The sequence below is a fragment of the Micromonospora sp. WMMC273 genome (genome assembly GCF_027460285.1).
GTDB classification, from domain to species: Bacteria; Actinomycetota; Actinomycetes; order Mycobacteriales; family Micromonosporaceae; genus Micromonospora; species Micromonospora aurantiaca.
This window is the reverse complement of the sequence record NZ_JAPZBE010000001.1, coordinates 638,504-656,785: the sequence shown is the minus strand read 5'-3', so window position 1 is coordinate 656,785 and position 18,282 is coordinate 638,504. Positions and strand designations below refer to the sequence as shown.

The following is an 18,282-nucleotide window of genomic DNA, read 5'->3' as shown; positions in this document are numbered from 1 at the left end:
GGACGGGCCCCGCGCGGGGCCCGTCCTGACCGGTCAAGGGGTCACGTGTCGAGCTGGATGATCCCGTAGTCGTACGCGTGCCGCCGGTAGACCACGCTCGGGCGGCCGGACTCCTTGTCCTGGAACAGGTAGAAGTCGTGGCCGACCAGTTCCATCTGGAACAGCGCGTCGTCGACGGTCATCGGTTCGGCGGGGTGGACCTTCGCCCGGGCGATGTGCCACGGCTGGTCGTCGGGTTCGGTGTAGCCGCTCTCGTCGGGGCGCTCGGCGACCGCGGTGGCGGTGCCGTGGCCGTCGAGCGCCGCCAGGCCGGGACCGTCGAGGTCGGCCACTGGCAGGCCGGCGGTCGCGGCGGCCACGGAGATCGGCGCGTGCCGCCCGCGGTGTACCCGGCGACGGTCCGCCGCGCGGCGGAATCGCGTGTCCAGCTTGGCGATGGCGGCGTCGAGCGCGCTGTAGAAGTCGTTCGTGCAGGCCTCGGCCCGGATCACCGGGCCGCGCGTCACGCACGTGATCTCCACCCGCTGGCAGGTGTCCGCCTGGCGTGGATTGCGCTCGTGGAACAACTCGACGTCCACGCGAATGAGCTTCTGGTCGTAGCGTTCGATCTTCGCGAGCTTCTCGGCTACGTGCACCCGGTAATGGTCCGGCACTTCGACGTTACGGCCCTTGACCACGATGTCCACGTGACCTCCCTTGTTCGGACGGTCGTTCGGTCCGGATCAGATCCGGTCGACGCGCCGGGAGGGCCCCGCTCGGCGTCGACCGGTGTTGTTCGGCTACGCCTCCTTCCAGTGCCGGGGGAAGGTTTGACCCTCACTACCCCCGACACCGAAACGCTAACTCCTGTACGGCCACCCGTCACCCCTGGTTGCCGAAGGCGGTCGCGAAATTTAACAGCTCATACACCAAGGGGTGAAACGGATACACGAAGCGTCACCGACGGTGCCGCTTTTGCGTTGCGGCGAGCACGGCCGCGGCCTTTGGCGTCATTCCCGCGCGGTGCAACATCCGGCTCACCGCCGCGAGCGTGGCGCCGGTGGTGACGATGTCGTCGAGCAGCACGACGGTCTCCCCCGGCCGCTGTCCGGCCGGCGGGCGGCGCAACCGGAACGCCGCCTCGGCGGCGGCGGCCCGTCCGGCGCTGTCCAGTGCCACCGAGTCGGTCCGGGGCAGTGCCCGCAGCGGGCGCAGCACGCGTACCGGCCAGCCGGCCGCGCGCAGGCGGGCCGCGGCCGGGCGGACCAGCCGGTCCAGGTGGTCGCCGTAGCGGGCCCGGGCCGCGCGGGCGGTGTCGGGCACCGCCACCAGCGTCACCGGGCCGGGCGGCCCCGCGGCCGCCGCGACCACCTCGGCCAGCAGCGCGCCAAGCGGCCGGGCCAGCCCGTGCCGGCCGCGTTCCTTGTACGCCAGCAGCCCTTCGCGCAGCGCGCCGCCGTACGGGCCGAGCGCGACGCAGGGCGGCAGGCCGGGCGGGGCCGGATCGGGCCTCGTCGGGGCGGGACGCAGCGACTCCAGCTCCCGTACGCAGCCGCCGCAGAAGCCGTGCCGCAGCCGTACCGAGCCCGCGCCGCAGCCGGCGGGCAGCACCAGGTCGGTCAGGTCCGACCAGAGCCCGCCCAGGTCACGCACGCGCGGCTCAGTAGAGGAAGAACGGCGCGGTCGGGTTGGTCGCCCGGCTGCCGGCCGGAACGTCGAGCACCTGCTCCCGCTTGACGTAGTCGAACGGGTTGTTCCGCCAGGCCGCGCCGTCCGTCTCGAACATGAACGAGAACGCGGCCAGGCCGCGGTCGCCGCCGCCCGGATATCCGGCGAGCTGGGTCACCGGGGCGCCGATCTCCACCGTCAGCGGGGTCTCCCAGGCGCCGTCCACGCTGACCTGGTGGATCGCCGAGCGCCGGTCCGCCTCGTTGCCGGCCAGCGCCAGCTCGTTCTCCGCCACCCAGTCCACCACCGTCACGCCGGTGAGCAGCGTGGTGACCCGGCGGAGCTGTCCGAGGCTGGCCCCGCCACCGTCGGCGCTCACCGCGGCGACGAAGACCGCGCCGCCGGAGACCAGCGCGATCCGGTGCCCGTCGAGGGAACCGGCGACCGCCGTCACCGGCCCGGGGACGGACAGCGGGATCTCGCTCATCCGGCCCGTGCCGTCGAACCGGTAGAGCCGCCCGTCGGCCGCCACCAGACCCGCCGGGCGGGTCTTGTTCAGCGAGCGCAGCCAGGTGGGACGGCTCATCGCCCGGAACGTCCGGTCGCTGGGGCTGAGTGTCGCGACCGGTTCCGGGCCGGTGCCCACCTTGAGCCGCCTGCGGTTGTCCGCCCCGGTCACCACGAGTGCGGCGAGCACCTGGTCGTCGGCGCGGGCGAGTGACGCGGACACCACGTTGCGGTTCTCTGCGGGCGGCAGCGGCGCGGCGGCCCGCGACTCGGTGCCGAACGCCAGGGGACGGACGGCGCCGTCGTAGACGGCGTACCGCATCGGGTCGCCGCCCCGGGGATAGGCGGCGGTCGAGACCCGCTCCCGCCGCAGGTCGACGGTGAGCCGCTTCTGGTTCTGGATCTTCAGGTCGACCTGGCCGTCCAGGTCCGACAGCGACCACGCCAGCTGGGTGCCGAGCCGGGTCAGCCGCTGCTCGTTGGCGCCCGGCATGTTGAGGTTGATCTCCCAGTGGCCGTCCGTGCCGGTCGCGTTGTTGATCAGCTGGGTGCCGTCGGGCAGCCCGGTCACGGCGGGGGACAGCCAGTCCGACGGGCGGTCGGCCAGCCACTTCATCACCTCGGTGATCCGGCGCTCGGTCGGCGCCGACGAGGGCAGGTAGCGCTGGTCCGGCACCAGCCGGGTCAGGTCGGGGTTCCAGAAGTAGACGGTGCGGGGGCGGTAGTACTCGCGCACCGCAGAGTCGCTGACCAGCAGCATGTTCGGCAGCTCGGTGATCAGCAGGCCGGTGCCGGCCGGCTCGGCCCGGCGCAGCTCGAAGACGTACTGCGTCTCGCTGGCCACCGGCGGGCCGAGCGTGCCGTCGGCGCGCAGCACGCCCACCTGCTGCACCTTGAGCGTCACGGTGCTGGTGCCCTGGTTGTTCGGCGGCGTGCTCTCCGGCTTCTCCCGCAGCCGCACCACCGTCAGCTCGATCTCGCTGGTCTGCGGCTTGCCGGAAAGCAGGTCGCGGGCCTCCGCGGCGAGGAACTTGCGGGCCCGGGCGTACGCCTGGTCGCGTTCCCCGGCCGCGGCGGCCCGCAGGTAGTTCTCCACGAACGGCACCGGCTCGCTGCTGTCCGCCGGTTCGGGCGGCCGGGCCGGGCTGCCGTTGAGCACCCCGGACTCGGCGGCCGGCGCCGAGCCGTCCACCTGCACGTCGGTCTCGTCCGGGATGCCGCATCCGGCGAGCGCGGCCGGCAGCAGCGCGCCGGTCAGCAGCAGGGTCAGGACGCGGCGCCTCACGGCCGCGCCTCCGCGTGGTCGCCACCGGCGGCCGGTCCGGCGGTGAGCGCGGCGACGCCGCCGCCTGGCCCGATGGCGGACAGCTCGCCGTCGCGGGGGCCGCCGAACGGCACCGTGGCGTCGGCCGGCACCAGCCGCAGCGGGCTGGTGGTGAGCCGGTCCCCGGCCCGGGCCGGCAAGGTGAGCCGGAACTGCGCGCCCTGCCCGGGCGCGCCCCACGCCTCCAGCCAGCCGCCGTGCAGGCGGGCGTCCTCCAGGCTGATCGACAGGCCCAGCCCGGTGCCGCCGGTCTGCCGGGCGCGCGACGGATCGGCCCGCCAGAAGCGGTTGAACACCAGCTTCTCCTCCCCCGGCTTGAGGCCGACTCCGTGGTCCCGCACGGTGATCGCCACCGCGCTCCGGTCCTGACCCAGGGTGATCCGTACCGGCTTGGCCTCGCCGTGCTCGACCGCGTTGCCGACCAGGTTGCGCAGCACCCGCTCGACGCGGCGCGGGTCGACCTCGGCGATCACCGGAGTGTCCGGCAGGTCCAGCTCGATGGTCACCCCGACCCGCTCGGCCAGCCCGGCCAGCCGCTCGGTGACCCGGTGCACCACCGGCACCAGGTCGGTCGGCTCGCTGTCCAGCACCGCGAAACCGGCGTCGAACCGGCTGATCTCCAGCAGGTCGGTGAGCAGTTCCTCGAACCGGTCCAGCTCGGCCTGGAGCAGCTCGGCGCTGCGGGCCACCGCCGGGTCGAACTCGTCGCGCTCGGCGAAGATCAGGTCGGCGGCCATCCGGACCGTGGTCAGCGGCGTCCGCAGTTCGTGCGAGACGTCGGAGGTGAACCGGCGTTGCAGCCGGGACATCTCCTCCAGCCGGAGGATCTGCCGTTGCAGGTTCGTCGCCATCTGGTTGAACGAGGCCGCCAGCAGCGCGAGGTCGTCCTCGCCGGAGACCACCATGCGCTGGTCCAGCAGGCCGGCGGAGAGCCGCTGCGCGGTGCGCGCTGCCACCCGTACCGGCGTCACCACCAGGCGGGTGACAAGGGCGGCCAGCAGGCCGAGCAGCAGCACCAGCGCCACGCCGGTGGCGACCACCGTGGCGCGGGCGTCGGCCGCCGTCGCGTCCTGCCGGGCCAGCGGTACGAGGTAGTAGAGCTCGACCTGCCCGAACTTGGTCGGCACCGGGGAGCCGTAGACCAGGTATTTAGTCCGCTCGCCGCCGAGCGAGCCGGTACGGATCTGGTGCGCGACCTTGCCCGAGGCGACAGTGGCCCGCAACTCGTCGCCGATCACCGTGTCCACCGGCACGTCGGGCGTGGTCCGCGGCTCGATGAACTCGGCGAAGTTGTCGGCGGTGATCGCCACCACCACGCCGCTGGTCTGGGTGGGGTCGCCACCGGCCAGGTAGTTGACGGTGCCGTCGATGGTGTTCTGGAGCTGCGCCTCCTGCGGCTGGCTGTAGAGGTTGAACTGCTTGGCCGCGTACTCGCTGCCGTTGCTCAACCGCAGCCGCACGTCGGTCTCGGCGTTCTCCAGCAGGATGCTGGTGATCTTGTCGGCGATCAGATAGGCGAAACCGCCCACAAGCAGACTCGACGCCACAAGCGTGATGGTGACCACACGGACCTGGAGCGACCGCCGCCACGCCTGGTGCACGGCTGCCACCAGCCGGGCGACGCGGCCGGTCAGGGCGAGCCAGAGCGCCCGCACGGCGGAGAGCCGGCGGGGCGCGGGGGTCGGCGACTCGGGCAGCGAGGTCAGCACAGTGCTGACCAGGCTATCCGGTACCCGCCTTGTAGCCCACGCCCCGCACGGTCAGGATGATTTCGGGTCGCTCCGGATCCGGCTCGATCTTGGCGCGCAGCCGCTGCACGTGCACGTTGACCAGGCGGGTGTCCGCCGCGTGGCGGTAACCCCAGACCTGCTCCAGCAGCACCTCGCGGGTGAACACCTGACGCGGCTTGCGGGCGAGCGCGACCAGCAGATCGAACTCCAGCGGCGTCAGCTTCACCTCCTCGCCGTCACGGCTGACCGTGTGGGCCGGCACGTCGATGGTGATCTGGTTGCCGGGCGGGCCGATGGTCAGCATCTCCGGCGCCACGTCCTCGCCCCGGCGCAGCCGGGCCCGCATCCGGGCCACCAGCTCCTTGGGCTTGAACGGCTTCACCACGTAGTCGTCGGCGCCGGACTCCAGCCCGAGCACCACGTCGACGGTGTCGCTCTTGGCGGTCAGCATCACGATCGGCACGCCGGACTCGCCCCGGATGGCGCGGGCCACGTCGATGCCGCTCATGCCCGGCAGCATCAGGTCGAGCAGGACGATGTCGGGTCGGCTGTCGCGGAAGGCGGCCAACGCCCGTTCGCCGTCCGCGACGAAGGACGGCACGAAGCCCTCGCTGCGCAGCACGATGCCGAGCATCTCGGCGAGGGCGGGGTCGTCGTCGACCACGAGTACCCGGGCTCTCATGGGGTTTATCGTTCCATCCCCGTTCGTCTGGATGTTCGGCGTCTCCACGGCACCGTAGCGCCGGGCGGCCCCGCGCACCACAGCAAGCCGGCGTGGCCGCCCAGCGTGGCGCGCCGGAGCGGACGGGTCCACCGGATGCGGACCCGCCGTGCAACCATGATCCCCCGGGCGTCGCCCCGCCCGCCACCTCCGCTCGCCCCCGCCCAGGAGTACGCGTGCCCGACGCCGGCCCGACCGCGGTGCTGCCGCGCCGTCCGCTGACCGTCGGCGAGCTGCTCGACGCGGCCGTGCTGCTGCTGCGCGACCAGGCCCGGGTGCTCGTGCCGCTCGCCCTGCTGCTCGCCCTCGCCGAACAGGCGGTGCTCCACCCGCTGCGCATGCTCGCCGAGACCGAACCGCCGTACTGGTGGCCGGTGGAGTTCGGCGACGCCCTCCCGGAGTACTGGCTGCTGCTGGCGGCCGGCGCGGGCACCGAGGCGGCGATCGTCGCGCTGCTCGGCGCCCCGGCGGCGCGCGGCGCCGGCGGGGCGCTGCTGGGGCGCCGTCCGGGGCCGTCCGAGCTGCTGCGCGGTGCCCGGCTCGGCGTGGCGCTGCCGGCCGCCGTCCTGGTCGGGCTGACCGTCACGGCCGCCGCTCTGACCGGGCCGGGCTGGTTCCCGGCGTACGCGCTGCTCGGCCTGGTGGTGCCGGTGCTGGTGCTGGACGGGGTGCCGGCGCACCTGGCGCCCTGGCGGGCGGTACGCCTGGCCGGCCGGGTCAGCGCCCGGGGCGCCGCGATCCGGCTGCTGGGCTACCTCGGCTGGTGGCTGATCCGGCTCGGCATCGGGCTGGGCGTATACCAGGGTCTCGGCATGCTGGGCCTGTTCGACGTGTCGGTCTGGGCGCTGCCGTTGACGGTCGCCGCCTTCACCGCTGTCAACGCGCTCGCGTACCCGGCGCTCGCCTGCCTGGACGCGGTGCTGCACCTGGAGACCCGGGTCCGCACCGAAGGGCTGGACATCCGGCTCTCCCGCGCGCCGGCCGGCGTGCCCGAGCCCGTCCTGCTGGCGGCACACCGGTGAGCCGGTGGTGGACCGAGACGGTGGCGGCCCTCGGTGACGTGGTGCCGCTGCCACTGGCCGCGCTGATCCTGCTGGCGGTCGCGCTGCTGGTGGCGCTGGCCTGGCACTTCTTCCCGGCCTGGGTGCCACGCCGGCTGCCCCGGTTCACGCTGCCCCGGCTGCGGCGCCCCCGCCTGCCCCGGCTGCGGCTGCCCCGGTTCCGGCGGCGGCGTGTCCGCCGGCCGCGCACCGATCCGCCGGCCGTCCGCCTGCCCGCGCCCCGGCTGCCGGAACCGGCGGCGGCCGGTCCCGGGTCGGCCGACCGGCTGGCGGCCGAGGGCCGGTACGCCGAGGCGGTCCGGGAACGGCTGCGCGAGATGGTCCGGCTCCTGGTCGTCCGGCAGGTGGTGGAACCCCGCCCCGGGCTCACCGTCGTGGAGCTGACCGAGGCGGCGGCCCGCACCCGGCCGCAGGTCGGGCCGACGCTGCACGCGGCCGGAGCGATCTTCTCCGACCTCTGGTACGCCCAGCGTCCCGCCACCGCCGCGCACGACCGGCGGATGCGTGAACTCGCCACCGACCTGAGTCGCGAGCTGACCGGGGAGGAGCCGCGGTGACCGCCACAGCCGGACCGGAGACCGTGACGACGGCGGCGGTCACGTCGGCACCGCGCCGGCGGCCGTACCGGTTGCTCGTCCCGCTCGGCCTCGCCGTGCTGCTGATCGTGACCACGCTCGTGCTGCACGCGATCGACCGGCCCGACGCCGACGAGCCGGGCTTCCTGTCCCCGGTCGCCACCGACGACGACGGCGCCAGCAGGCTCGCGGAGGCGCTGCGCGCCCAGGGCGTGCCGGTGCGCCGGGAGACGGACCTGACGGCGGCGCTGCGTACCGCCGGGGCCGAGCCGAGCACGCTGTTCGTGCCCGCGCCCGCTCTGGTGCACCCCGACCGGCTCGACGAGCTGACCACCCTGCCGCCGGGTAGCCGGCTGGTGCTGGTCGAGCCGTCCCGGCGGGTGCTCGCCGAACTGGACACTCCGGTCGTGCCGGCCGGCGGGCGCTGGGCCGCCCGGGCGGTGCCGCCGGACGCCGACGGCACGCCGTGCCGGCTGCCCGAGGCGGTACGGGCCGGCACCGCCGCGATCGACCTGCAGCGCTATGACGGGCCGGCCGAGGTCGACCACTGCTACGGCGGCGCGCTGCTGCGCGTCCCCGGCCGGGTCGAGGTGGTGCTGGCCGGCGCGAGCGACCCGTTCCGCAACGACCGGATCGGCGAGTGGGGCAACGAGGCCCTCGCCACCGGCCTGCTCGGCGGCGGACGCCCGCTGGTCTGGCTCGACCTGCCCGAGCCGGTGCCGGCCCCGACCGGCCCGAGCTGGTCCCCGGATCCGGTCACCGACCGGCCCGCACCGGCCGGCAGCGGCCGGTCGGAGCGGCCCGATCCGCCCGACCGCGCCGACCCGCCGCGGGAGAACCCGCTCTGGGGTGCCTTCCCGCTCTGGTTCTGGGCCCTCCTGGTGCAGCTCGCCCTGGCCGGCCTGCTCGTGGTGCTGTGGCGGGCCCGCCGGCTCGGGCCGCCGGTGTCGGAGCCGCTGCCGGTCACCGTCCGGTCCGCCGAGACGGTACGCGGCCGGGCGCGGCTCTACCGCCGGGCGGGCGCCCGGGACACCGTCGCCGCGACGCTGCGCGCCGCCGCGCTGGACCGGCTCGTGACCCGGCTCAACCTGCCCCCGGACACGCCCGACGACGAGGTGGCCGCCCGGGTCGCCGAGCGCGTCGGCGCCGACCCGGAACGGATGGCCGACCTGCTCTACGGCCCCGCCCCGGAGAAGGACCGCGAGCTGCTGGAGCTGGCCCGCGACCTGGACGCCCTGACCCGTACCCTGGCCCCGCATCCGAGCGAAGGAGACACCCGGTGACCGGACCCGTCACGACCACCGCACCGTCCGGCGCCCGCGCCGCCCTGCACCGGCTGCGTGCCGAGGTGGCGAAGGCCGTCGTCGGGCAGGACGCCGTGGTCACCGGCCTGGTGATCGCGTTGCTCTGCCGGGGGCACGTGCTGCTGGAGGGCGTACCGGGGGTGGCCAAGACGCTGCTGGTCCGGACGCTTGCCGCCGCGCTCGACCTGGACGCCAAGCGGGTGCAGTTCACCCCCGACCTGATGCCCGGCGACGTCACCGGCTCGCTGATCTTCGACCAGCGCACCGCCGCGTTCACGTTCCGGGAGGGGCCGGTCTTCACCAACCTGCTGCTCGCCGACGAGATCAACCGGACCCCGCCGAAGACGCAGTCGGCGCTGCTGGAGGTGATGGAGGAGCGGCAGGTGTCCGTCGAGGGCGAGCGCCGTCCGCTGCCCGACCCGTTCATCGTCGTGGCCACCCAGAACCCGGTCGAGTACGAGGGGACCTACCCGCTGCCCGAGGCGCAGCTCGACCGCTTCCTGCTCAAGCTGACGGTGCCGCTGCCGGAGCGCGAGGAGGAGCTGGGCGTGCTGCGCGCGCACCACGCCGGCTTCGACCCGCGTGACCTTCGTGCCGCCGGCGTACGCCCGGTCGCGGGTTCCGCGGACCTGGCCGCCGCCCGCGCGGAGGTGCGGGGGGTGCACGTGGCCGAGCCGGTGCTCGGCTACATCGTGGACCTGTGCCGGGGCACCCGGGCCGCCCCGGCGCTGGAACTGGGCGCGTCCCCGCGTGGTGCCACCGCGCTGCTGAACGCGGCCAAGGCGTGGTCCTGGCTGGCCGGCCGCGACCACGTCACCCCGGACGACGTCAAGGCGGTCGCCCGCCCGACGCTGCGGCACCGGCTGCGCCCGCGCCCGGAGGTGGAGCTGGAGGGCGTCACAGCGGACGCCGTGCTGGACTCGGTGCTGGCCACCGTGCCGACCCCGCGATGACCTGGCGGGCGGGTCTGCTGCTCGGCGTGGGCGCGCTGACCCTGCCGGCCTGGCCGGCGCCGTTCCTCGGCGTCGCCGTACTGACCGCGGCGGTGCTGCTGCTGGTGCTGCTCGACCGGGCGATGGCGGTGCCGCCGGACGCGCTCACGGTGACCCGCTCCGGGGAGCGGACGGTCCGCCTCGGTGGCACCGCGACCGTCACGCTGCACCTGGCCAACCCGACCGCACGCACGCTCTACGCCCAGGTACGCGACGCGTGGGTGCCGTCGGCCGGGGCGCGCCCGGACGTGCCGCCGGACCGCCTGCTCACCGTGCCGCCCGGTGGCGCCGCCACGCTGCCGGTCCGGCTCACCCCGACCCGGCGCGGCGACCGCCCGGCGGTGGCGCTGACCGTACGGTCGCTCGGGCCGATGCGCCTGGGCGCGAGGCAGCACGCCGAGCAGCCCGCGACGCCGCAGTGGACGCTGCGGGTGCTGCCCCGCTTCGACTCCCGCCGGCACCTGCCGGAGAAGCTGTCCCGGCTGCGGGTCATCGACGGCGTGCAGGTGACCCGGGGGCGCGGCCACGGCACCGAGTTCGACACGTTGCGCGAGTACGCGGTGGGCGACGACGTCCGCTCGATCGACTGGCGGGGCAGCGCCCGCCGCGCCGACGTGCTGGTGCGCACCTGGCGCCCGGAACGGGACCGGCGCCTGGTCTGCGTCCTGGACACCGGCCGCACGTCGGCGGTACGCCTCGGTGACGAGCCCCGGCTGGACACCGCCATCGACGCGGCGCTGCTGCTCACCGCGCTGGCCGCCCGCGCCGGTGACCGGGTGGACCTGCTGGCGGCGGACACCGAGATCCGGGCCCGGGTGACCGGCAGCGGCCGCGCGGCACTGCTCGCCCGGCTGGTCGACGCGGTGGCGCCGTTGCAGCCCGCGCTGGTCGAGACCGACTTCGAGCTGATCGCCGCCGAGGTGCTGCGCCGGGAGCGGCAGCGCAGCCTGGTGGTGCTGTTCACCGCGCTGGAGGCGGGCGCGATCGGCGACGGGCTGCTGCCGGTGCTGCCCCGGCTGGCCACCCGGCACCGGGTGGTGCTCGCCGCGGCCGGCGACCCGGTGCTGACCGGGCTCGCCACCGCCACCCCGACCGGCCCGGACGACCCGTACGCGGCCGCGTCGGCGTGGCGGGCGCTGGCCGAGCGGGACCGGGTACGCGCCGCCCTGTCGCGCTACGGCGTGACGGTGGTGGACGTGCCGGGGCACCGGCTCGCCCCGGCCGTCGCCGACACCTATCTGCGGCTCAAGTCCCTCGGCCGGCTCTGACCGCGCGCCGGCCGAGCACCAGCGCGTACGCCAGGAAGGCCAGCCACACCGCGGCGCCCGCTGCCACCCGCAGCGGGATCGGCACCGGCGCCGGGGTCACGAACGCCTCGATCACCGCGGAGACGGCGAAGACGCCGACCAGGCCGGCCGCGACCACGGCGGCGAGCCGTCCCGCCTCGGCGAGAGCCCGGCCGCGTCCGAGGTGCGCGGGCGGGGCGATCCAGGCCCACGCGGTCCGCAGGCCGACCCCGGCGGCGACGAAGATGCCGGTCAGCTCCAGCAGCCCGTGCGGGGTGATCATGCCGAAGAAGACGTCGGCCCGCCCGTAGGCGATCATCACGCCGCCGACCACGCCGATGTTCAGCGCGTTCTGCCACAGCAGCCAGAACACCGGCACCACGAGCACACCGGCGGCCAGGCACTGGGCGGCCAACCAGGCGTTGTGCGTCCACAGGCGGAACGCGAACGTGGGCGCGGAGAACTCGGAGTAGTAGCCGGCGAAACCGGAGTCGACGAGCTGCCGGGCCTCCTCGTCGCCGACGAACGCGGCGGCGGTGTCGGGGTTGCCGGCGACGAACCAGATGAGGAAGACGCTCAGCACGCTGAACGCGGTGGCCACGCCGCACCACCACGGCCACGCCCGGTAGAGCGCGGCGGGCAGGTCGGCGGCCAGGAACCGGCCCACCGCCGCCCACGACGGCCGGGGCCGGCCGGTGACCCGGGCGCGGGCCGCGAGGACCAGGTGGGACAGCCGGTTCACCAGCGCCGGTTCGGGCGCCCGGGCACGCAGCGCGGAGAGGTGCGTGGCGCTGCGCTGGTAGAGCGCCACCAGCTCGTCGACCTCTGCCGCGTCGAGCCGACGCCGCCCGGTCAGGTGTTCCAGCCGCCGCCATTCGGCGCCGTGCTCGGCCACGTACGCGTCGAGATCCACTCACCCTCCCCCGTTCGGCGTCCATGGTGTTCACTGTCGGGGTGCGCGCGCAACCTCCCCCACCGCCCCGTTGGGGCGACGCCGGTCTGGTCAGCGGCGAGGCGGTGGAGCTGGACGTCCGGGTGGCCCGGCTGGGCTCCCGCGTGCTCGCCCTGCTGATCGACGCCGTGATCCAGGTCGCGCTGTTCCTGGTGCTCGGCGCGGTGCTGGCGATGGCGGCGCTCGCGCTGCTCGGTGACTCCCTCGACCTGGCGCTGGCCGGCGCGCTCCAGGTCGTGCTGATGGTGCTGGTCCTGCTCGGTTATCCGGTGACGATGGAACGCTTCGCCGGTGGCCGGACCGTGGGCAAGCTGGCAGTGGGGCTGCGGGTGGTACGCGCCGACGGCGGCCCGGTGGGTGTGGGCCAGTCGCTGACCCGAGCGCTCGTGGGCGTGGCGGTGGAGTGGCCCGGGCTGGTGCTGCCGCTGCTGAGCTGGGTCGCGAGCGTCACGGTGATGCTCACCGACCCGCGCGGTCGCCGGCTGGGTGACCTGGTCGCCGGCACGCTCGTGGTGCACAGCCGGGGCGCCACGCTGTGGCGGCCGCTGCCACCGGCCCCGCCGCCGCTGCTGGCCTGGGCGGCCACCCTCGACCTGACCCGGTTCGACGACGGGCTGGCGCTGGCCGTCCGGCAGTACCTGGACCGGCTCCCCCAGCTGGCCGAGCCGGACCGTTTCCGGCTGGGCCGGGCGCTGTGGGCGGAGGTCGCCGCGGTCACCTCGCCGCCTCCGCCGTGGGCCGCGCCGGACTGGGTCTACCTGTCCGCCGTCCTGGCCGAGCGGGGGCGCCGGGCGGCGCTGCGGCTGGGCCGGGCCCGGGCGGTCGCCGCCACGCTCTGGCCGGAGCTGGTCCCGGCGTCGGCCGCCGTACCGCACGCCGTCGCGCCGGCCGCCCTGCGTCCGGCCGCGCCGGTTGACGGCCGGTTGCGGTCCGCCGTGCCGGACGCCGGCCCCGATCCGGTACGCCGCTGAGCCGGGCTCAGGCGAACAGCGCCCGCCCCCACCAGTCGGCGGCGTCGCTTACGCCGGGCGGGCAGGCGAACAGGCCGCTGGAGACGTGCCGCAGGTATTCGTTCATCGCGTCGTTGCGCGCCAACCGGGTCTGGATCGGCACGAACTGCCGGCGCGGATCCCGCTGGTAGGCGATGAAGAACAGACCGGCGTCGAGCCGGCCCAGCCCGTCCGAGCCGTCCACGAAGTTGTAGCCGCGGCGCAGCAGCCGGGCCCCGCCGTTCGCGTCCGGGTGAGCAAGTCGTACGTGCGCGGTGTCGGCGATGAGCGGCGCCCCGTCGTCGCCCTTCGCGGCGAAGTCCGGCTCGTCGAACTCGTCCCGGCGGCCCAGCGGCGCGCCGCTGCCCTTGGTCCGGCCGACGATCATCTCCTGCTCGGCGAGCGGGCTGCGGTCCCACGTCTCGATCAGCATCCGGATCTTCCGGGTGACCAGGTAGGAGCCGCCGGTCATCCAGTCCGGACCGTCGCCGGGCTGCACCCAGAGCTGGTCGCGGAGCAGGCCGGCGTCCTCGGCCTTGAGGTTGGCGGTGCCGTCCTTGAAGCCGAACAGGTTGCGCGGGGTGGCCTGGTCCCGGGACGTCGACGAGGTACGCCCGAAGCCGAGCTGCGACCAGCGGACGCTCACCACGCCCATGCCGATTCGGGCCAGGTTGCGGATGGCGTGCACCGCCACCTGCGGGTCGTTGGCGCAGGCCTGGACGCAGAGGTCGCCGCCGGACAGCTCCGGCTTGAGCGCGTCCCCGGCGAAGTGCGGCAGGTCGGCGAGCGCGGCCGGGCGGCGCGCGGCGATGCCGAAACGGTCCCGGCCCTGCGCGTCGCGGAACAGCGTCGGCCCGAAGCCCACGGTGAGGGTGAGCTGCGACGGGGGCAGTCCGAGCGCCTCGCCGGTGTCGTCCGGCGGGGCCTCGGGCATGCCGCCGACCGCGCCGATCACCCCGGCGTCCTTGCCGGCGGTCATCCGGGCCGCGGCGGCGGTCCACTCCTGGAGCATGGCGACGAGGCGGTCCCGGTCCTTGGTGACCACGTCGAACGCGACGAAGTGCACCCGGTCCTGGGCCGGGGTGGTGATGCCGGCCTGGTGCTCGCCGAGGAACGGCACCGACCCGGCGGCGGATCCGGTGGCTGATGCCTCGTTCCCGCCGGCGAGCAGCGCGCCCGCGCCACCCGCCACCCCGGCGACGCCTGCCACGCCGACGCCGGCCAGGGTCATCGCCCGGCGCCGGGACAGGCCGCGGCCGGTCCGCTCGCGGTTCGGCTCGCTCGTCGCGTCACCGCCGGCCGGACCGGTCATCGCGCGACTGCCGCCGCGACCTTGCTGACCGGCTCGGCCAGCGCGTTGACCGCGTCCGACAACTCCTTCAGCTCGTCCTTGCCGAGCTGGGTGTGCAGCTTCCAGCCGTCGCCGGCCCGGTGCCTGCCGAGTGTGGTCTCCACGTTCGCGAACTCGCTGTCGAGCTGCTTGACCAGGTCGGGCGCGCGCTGCTCCAGGGCCGGTCGCAGCGCGGCGATGGCCGCCTTGGAGCCCTCCAGGTTGGCGTTGAAGTCCCAGAGGTCGGTGTGCGAGTAGCGCTCCTCCTCGCCGGTGATCTTGCCGCTGGCGACCTCGTCGAGCAGCGCCTTGGCGCCGTTGGCGAGCTGGAGCGGGGTGAGCTTCTCGGCGTCCGCCTTGGCGACGATCGCCTTCACGTCGACCAGCAGCCGGTCGGCGATCGCGCCGTCCTTGCTCACGTCCCCGGTGGTCCAGAGGTCCTTTTCGATCCGGTGGAAGCCGGTGAACTCCATGCCCTCCTCGACCACCTCCTCGCGGCCGTCGATCTTCGGGTCGAGGTCGCCGAAGCTCTCCGCGACCGGCTCGATCCGCTCCCAGTAGGTGCGGGCCACCGGGTACAGCGCCTTGGCCTTCGCCACGTCGTTCGCCTTGACCGCGGCCACGAACTCCTCGGTCTTGGTCAGCAGCGCGGCGGTCTGGCTGCGCACGTACCGCTGGTAGCTCTCGGTGGCCTGGGTCAGCGCGGCGTCGGGGGCGACGGTCGCGGCGGTGCCGGAGACCTTCAGCGCGCCCCGGATGCCCCGGCCGCTCATCCCCGGCTTGCAGGCCGTCTCGTACGTGCCGGCGGTCAGCTCGACCCGCAGCTCGCGGCTGAGCCCGGGGGCGATGTTCTCCACCTCGCCCATCACCCGGTCACCTGCCGCGTAGACGTAGAACTCGTTGACCTTGGAGCCGTTGTTCGTCACCTTGAACGTGACCTGACCGGCGTCGATCTCGGTGTCGCCGACCTCGCAGACGGTGTCGGTGGCCTTGACGGCGATCGGCCCGCCGTTCGTGGCGTCGGCGTCGTCACCGCCCCCGCAGCCGGTCAGTCCGGCGACGGCGAGCAGCCCGGCGGCGGCGGGCGCGACGAGTCGAGTGGTACGCATCGTGCGGGGTCTCCTCGGGAGCGGGTGGTTCAGGCGCGGGGGGACGGAACGGCGGCGACGTCGGCCGGTGCGTCGGCCGGGACCGGCTCGGCGGACCGGGACGGCTGAGCGGGCTGAGCGGGCTGAGCGGGCTTGGCCGGCTTGCGCAGGAAGAGCACGAGCACCGGCACCGCGTACGCGACCCAGGCGACCAGTTCCAGCACCGTCGGCGCGGCGGTGACGTTGAACATGCCGGCGAGCAGCGCGCCGTACCAGGAGCCCGGGTCGAGCGTGTTCGAGATGTCGAAGGCCAGGTCGTTCAGGCCGGGCAGCACGCCCGCCTCCTGGAAGTCGTGCACGCCGTACTTGAGGATGCCGGCGGCGACCAGGATGAGCAGCGCGCCGGTCCAGGTGAAGAACCGGCTGAGGTTGATCCGTACCGCACTGCGGTAGAGCAGGAAGCCGATCACGACGGCGGTGGCGATGCCGCCGGCCAGGGCGAGCAGCGAGCCGGGCCCGGTGCCGCCGGCCGCGCTCTCGGCGGCGGCGTAGAAGATGAGCGCCGTCTCCAGGCCCTCGCGGATCACGGCGAGGAACGCCATGCCGGCCACGGCCAGGGAGCCGACGGCGAGCGCGTCGGTGAGCTTGCCGCGCAGTTCACCGGCGATGGTGCGGGCGGCCCGGCGCATCCAGAAGATCATCCAGGTCACGAACACCACGGCGGCGACCGACGTGACCGCCTCGAACAGCTCGCGCGACTCGGAGGTGCGCAGCAGCGAGGTGGAGGTGTACTGGATCAGCGAGCCGAAGCCGACGGAGAGCGCCACGGCCAGGCCGACGCCGGCCCACACCTGCGGCAGCCGGTCCCGGCGCTGCGACTTGACCAGGAAGGCGACGAGGATGCTGACCACGAGCGTCGCTTCCAGGCCCTCGCGCAGGCCGATCAGGTACGTGGCGAACATCAGGCACTCCGTCGTCGCTGAGTTAGGGCAGGCATACCTTGCTCCTGTTCACAGCAAACGTCAAGCTGATCCGGGTAACGTCACCCGGTTCGTCACCTGACGGCCTTCCCCCGTACGCGAAAAGGGACCGGGGTCGGCCGCGCGGCAGACCCCGGTCCCTCAGGGAGCGTGGAACTCAGTAGCGGTAGTGGTCCGGCTTGAACGGGCCCTCCGGGGAGACGCCCAGGTAGGCGGCCTGCTCCTTGGTGAGCGTGGTCAGCTTCGCGCCGAGCGCGTCCAGGTGCAGCCGGGCGACCTTCTCGTCCAGGTGCTTGGGCAGCACGTAGACGCCGATCGGGTATTCGTCGGTCTTGGTGAACAGCTCGATCTGGGCGATCGTCTGGTTGGCGAACGAGTTCGACATCACGAAGCTCGGGTGGCCGGTGGCGTTGCCCAGGTTCAGCAGGCGGCCCTCGGACAGCACGATGATGGCGTGGCCGTCGTCGAAGCGCCACACGTCGACCTGCGGCTTGATGTTCTCCCGGGTCACGTCGCTGCGCTTGGCCAGGCCGGCCATGTCGATCTCGTTGTCGAAGTGGCCGATGTTGCCCACGATGGCCTGGTGCTTCATCCGGGCCATGTGCTCGTTGGTGATGACGTCGAAGCAGCCGGTCGCGGTGATGAAGATATCGGCCTGCTCCACCACGTCGTCGAGCGTGGCGACCTGGTAGCCGTCCATCGCCGCCTGCAGCGCGCAGATCGGGTCGACCTCGGTCACCACGACCCGGGCGCCCTGACCGCGCAGCGACTCGGCGCAGCCCTTGCCCACGTCGCCGTAGCCCATGACGACGGCCATCTTGCCGCCGATCAGCACGTCGGTGGCGCGGTTGATGCCGTCGATGAGCGAGTGGCGGCAGCCGTACTTGTTGTCGAACTTGCTCTTGGTCACCGAGTCGTTGACGTTGATGGCCGGGAAGAGCAGCGTGCCGGCGCGGTGCATCTCGTAGAGCCGGTGCACGCCGGTGGTGGTCTCCTCGGTGACGCCCTTGATGCCGGCGGCGATCCGGGTCCAGCGCCGGCCGTCCTCGGCCAGCGAGCGGTGCAGCAGTTCGAGGATGACCGCGTACTCCTCGGAGTCGGCGGACTCGACCGGCGGCACGACGCCGGCCTTCTCGAACTCGGCGCCCTTGTGGACGAGCAGGGTGGCGTCGCCGCCGTCGTCGAGGATCATGTTCGGGCCCTGCCCGTCCGGCCACGCCAGCACCTGCTCGGTGCACCACCAGTATTCCGGCAGCGTCTCGCCCTTCCAGGCGTAGACCGGCACGCCCGCAGGGGCCTCCGGGGTGCCCTCGGGGCCGACCACGATCGCCGCGGCGGCGTGGTCCTGGGTGGAGAAGATGTTGCAGGACGCCCAGCGGACCTGCGCGCCGAGCGCGACCAGGGTCTCGATCAGGACGGCGGTCTGGACGGTCATGTGCAGCGAACCGGTGATGCGGGCGCCGGCCAGCGGCTGGGCCTCGGCGAACTCGCGCCGGATCGCCATCAGGCCGGGCATCTCGTGCTCGGCGAGCCGGATCTCCTTGCGCCCGAACGCGGCGAGCGACAGATCCGCCACCTTGTAGTCGCCCTCGGCGAGGGTGCTCGGCCGGGCCTGCGACGACGCGCCGCTGGAGGCCGCCGGGAGGGTGCTGGTCATGGAAGCTCCTGTCGAACGATGGTGGTGCGCAGCCTTCCACCTTACGCTCGCGGGCCACTCGACCCGTGCCCGGTTGGCCGACCGCGCAATCGGCCGGTCGGCGGACAGCGCACGGGGCGGTCGGTCGTGAGCGGACTCT

16 protein-coding genes are annotated in these 18,282 nt (G+C 74.2%); 6 read left to right on the top strand and 10 right to left on the bottom strand.

The window, feature by feature from the left end:
• Positions 1-41: 41 nt before the first annotated feature.
• The 5 genes from hpf to mtrA all read right to left on the bottom strand — a co-directional run bounded on the left by hpf (position 42) and on the right by mtrA (position 5,890).
• A complete protein-coding gene (hpf, locus tag O7611_RS03245; protein WP_091418726.1) occupies positions 42-686 on the bottom strand; it encodes a ribosome hibernation-promoting factor, HPF/YfiA family in 645 nt (214 codons plus the stop codon).
• Positions 687-936: 250 nt separating this feature from the next.
• Positions 937-1,632: a ComF family protein gene (locus tag O7611_RS03240; RefSeq protein WP_269696174.1), complete on the bottom strand. Its 696-nt coding sequence runs from the start codon at positions 1,630-1,632 to the stop codon at positions 937-939.
• 7 nt (positions 1,633-1,639) lie between these two features.
• Positions 1,640-3,439: an LpqB family beta-propeller domain-containing protein gene (locus tag O7611_RS03235; protein ID WP_194798458.1), complete on the bottom strand. Its 1,800-nt coding sequence runs from the start codon at positions 3,437-3,439 to the stop codon at positions 1,640-1,642.
• Positions 3,436-5,187: an MtrAB system histidine kinase MtrB gene (mtrB, locus tag O7611_RS03230; RefSeq protein ID WP_194798459.1), complete on the bottom strand. Its 1,752-nt coding sequence runs from the start codon at positions 5,185-5,187 to the stop codon at positions 3,436-3,438. Before mtrB ends, O7611_RS03235 begins: the two co-directional genes overlap by 4 nt.
• A 13-nt stretch (positions 5,188-5,200) precedes the next feature.
• Positions 5,201-5,890, bottom strand: coding sequence for an MtrAB system response regulator MtrA (gene mtrA, locus O7611_RS03225; RefSeq protein WP_088969953.1), 690 nt, complete (start codon positions 5,888-5,890; stop codon positions 5,201-5,203).
• Positions 5,891-6,105: 215 nt separating this feature from the next.
• On the opposite strand from mtrA, the gene O7611_RS03220 reads away from it, so the two are divergent.
• The 5 genes from O7611_RS03220 to O7611_RS03200 are packed head-to-tail and all read left to right on the top strand — an operon-like array spanning position 6,106 to position 11,129.
• Entirely contained in the window at positions 6,106-6,951 is an 846-nt protein-coding gene (locus O7611_RS03220) for a hypothetical protein (protein WP_269696173.1), read from the top strand.
• Complete coding sequence (locus O7611_RS03215; protein WP_269696172.1) at positions 6,948-7,547, top strand: DUF4129 domain-containing protein; 600 nt, start codon at positions 6,948-6,950, stop codon at positions 7,545-7,547. Before O7611_RS03220 ends, O7611_RS03215 begins: the two co-directional genes overlap by 4 nt.
• Positions 7,544-8,848, top strand: a complete 1,305-nt coding sequence (locus tag O7611_RS03210; protein WP_269696171.1) for a DUF4350 domain-containing protein — start codon at positions 7,544-7,546, stop codon at positions 8,846-8,848. The genes O7611_RS03215 and O7611_RS03210 overlap by 4 nt, the downstream gene beginning before the upstream one ends.
• A complete protein-coding gene (locus tag O7611_RS03205) occupies positions 8,845-9,822 on the top strand; it encodes an AAA family ATPase (protein WP_194798463.1) in 978 nt (325 codons plus the stop codon). The genes O7611_RS03210 and O7611_RS03205 overlap by 4 nt, the downstream gene beginning before the upstream one ends.
• Positions 9,819-11,129 carry a DUF58 domain-containing protein gene (locus tag O7611_RS03200; protein WP_194798464.1) on the top strand — a complete coding sequence of 437 codons (1,311 nt, stop codon included), beginning with the start codon at positions 9,819-9,821 and terminating at the stop codon, positions 11,127-11,129. Before O7611_RS03205 ends, O7611_RS03200 begins: the two co-directional genes overlap by 4 nt.
• Here O7611_RS03200 and O7611_RS03195 read toward each other — a convergent pair.
• On the bottom strand, positions 11,107-12,060 hold the full coding sequence (locus O7611_RS03195; protein WP_194798465.1) for a stage II sporulation protein M: 954 nt from the start codon (positions 12,058-12,060) through the stop codon (positions 11,107-11,109). The genes O7611_RS03200 and O7611_RS03195 overlap by 23 nt on opposite strands.
• A 41-nt stretch (positions 12,061-12,101) precedes the next feature.
• On the opposite strand from O7611_RS03195, the gene O7611_RS03190 reads away from it, so the two are divergent.
• The gene (locus tag O7611_RS03190; protein WP_269696170.1) at positions 12,102-13,070 is read left to right on the top strand and encodes an RDD family protein; all 969 of its coding nucleotides are present in this window, start codon (positions 12,102-12,104) and stop codon (positions 13,068-13,070) included.
• Positions 13,071-13,077: 7 nt separating this feature from the next.
• Here O7611_RS03190 and efeB read toward each other — a convergent pair whose 3' ends face one another.
• The 4 genes from efeB to ahcY form a co-directional block, all read right to left on the bottom strand.
• Complete coding sequence (gene efeB, locus O7611_RS03185; protein WP_194798467.1) at positions 13,078-14,400, bottom strand: iron uptake transporter deferrochelatase/peroxidase subunit; 1,323 nt, start codon at positions 14,398-14,400, stop codon at positions 13,078-13,080.
• Complete coding sequence (efeO, locus tag O7611_RS03180; protein WP_194798468.1) at positions 14,397-15,527, bottom strand: iron uptake system protein EfeO; 1,131 nt, start codon at positions 15,525-15,527, stop codon at positions 14,397-14,399. The genes efeB and efeO overlap by 4 nt, the downstream gene beginning before the upstream one ends.
• A 29-nt stretch (positions 15,528-15,556) precedes the next feature.
• Positions 15,557-16,468: an iron uptake transporter permease EfeU gene (efeU, locus tag O7611_RS03175; protein ID WP_269696169.1), complete on the bottom strand. Its 912-nt coding sequence runs from the start codon at positions 16,466-16,468 to the stop codon at positions 15,557-15,559.
• Between the two features lie 175 nt (positions 16,469-16,643).
• Positions 16,644-18,143, bottom strand: a complete 1,500-nt coding sequence (gene ahcY, locus O7611_RS03170) for an adenosylhomocysteinase (protein ID WP_194798470.1) — start codon at positions 18,141-18,143, stop codon at positions 16,644-16,646.
• Positions 18,144-18,282 lie beyond the last annotated feature (139 nt).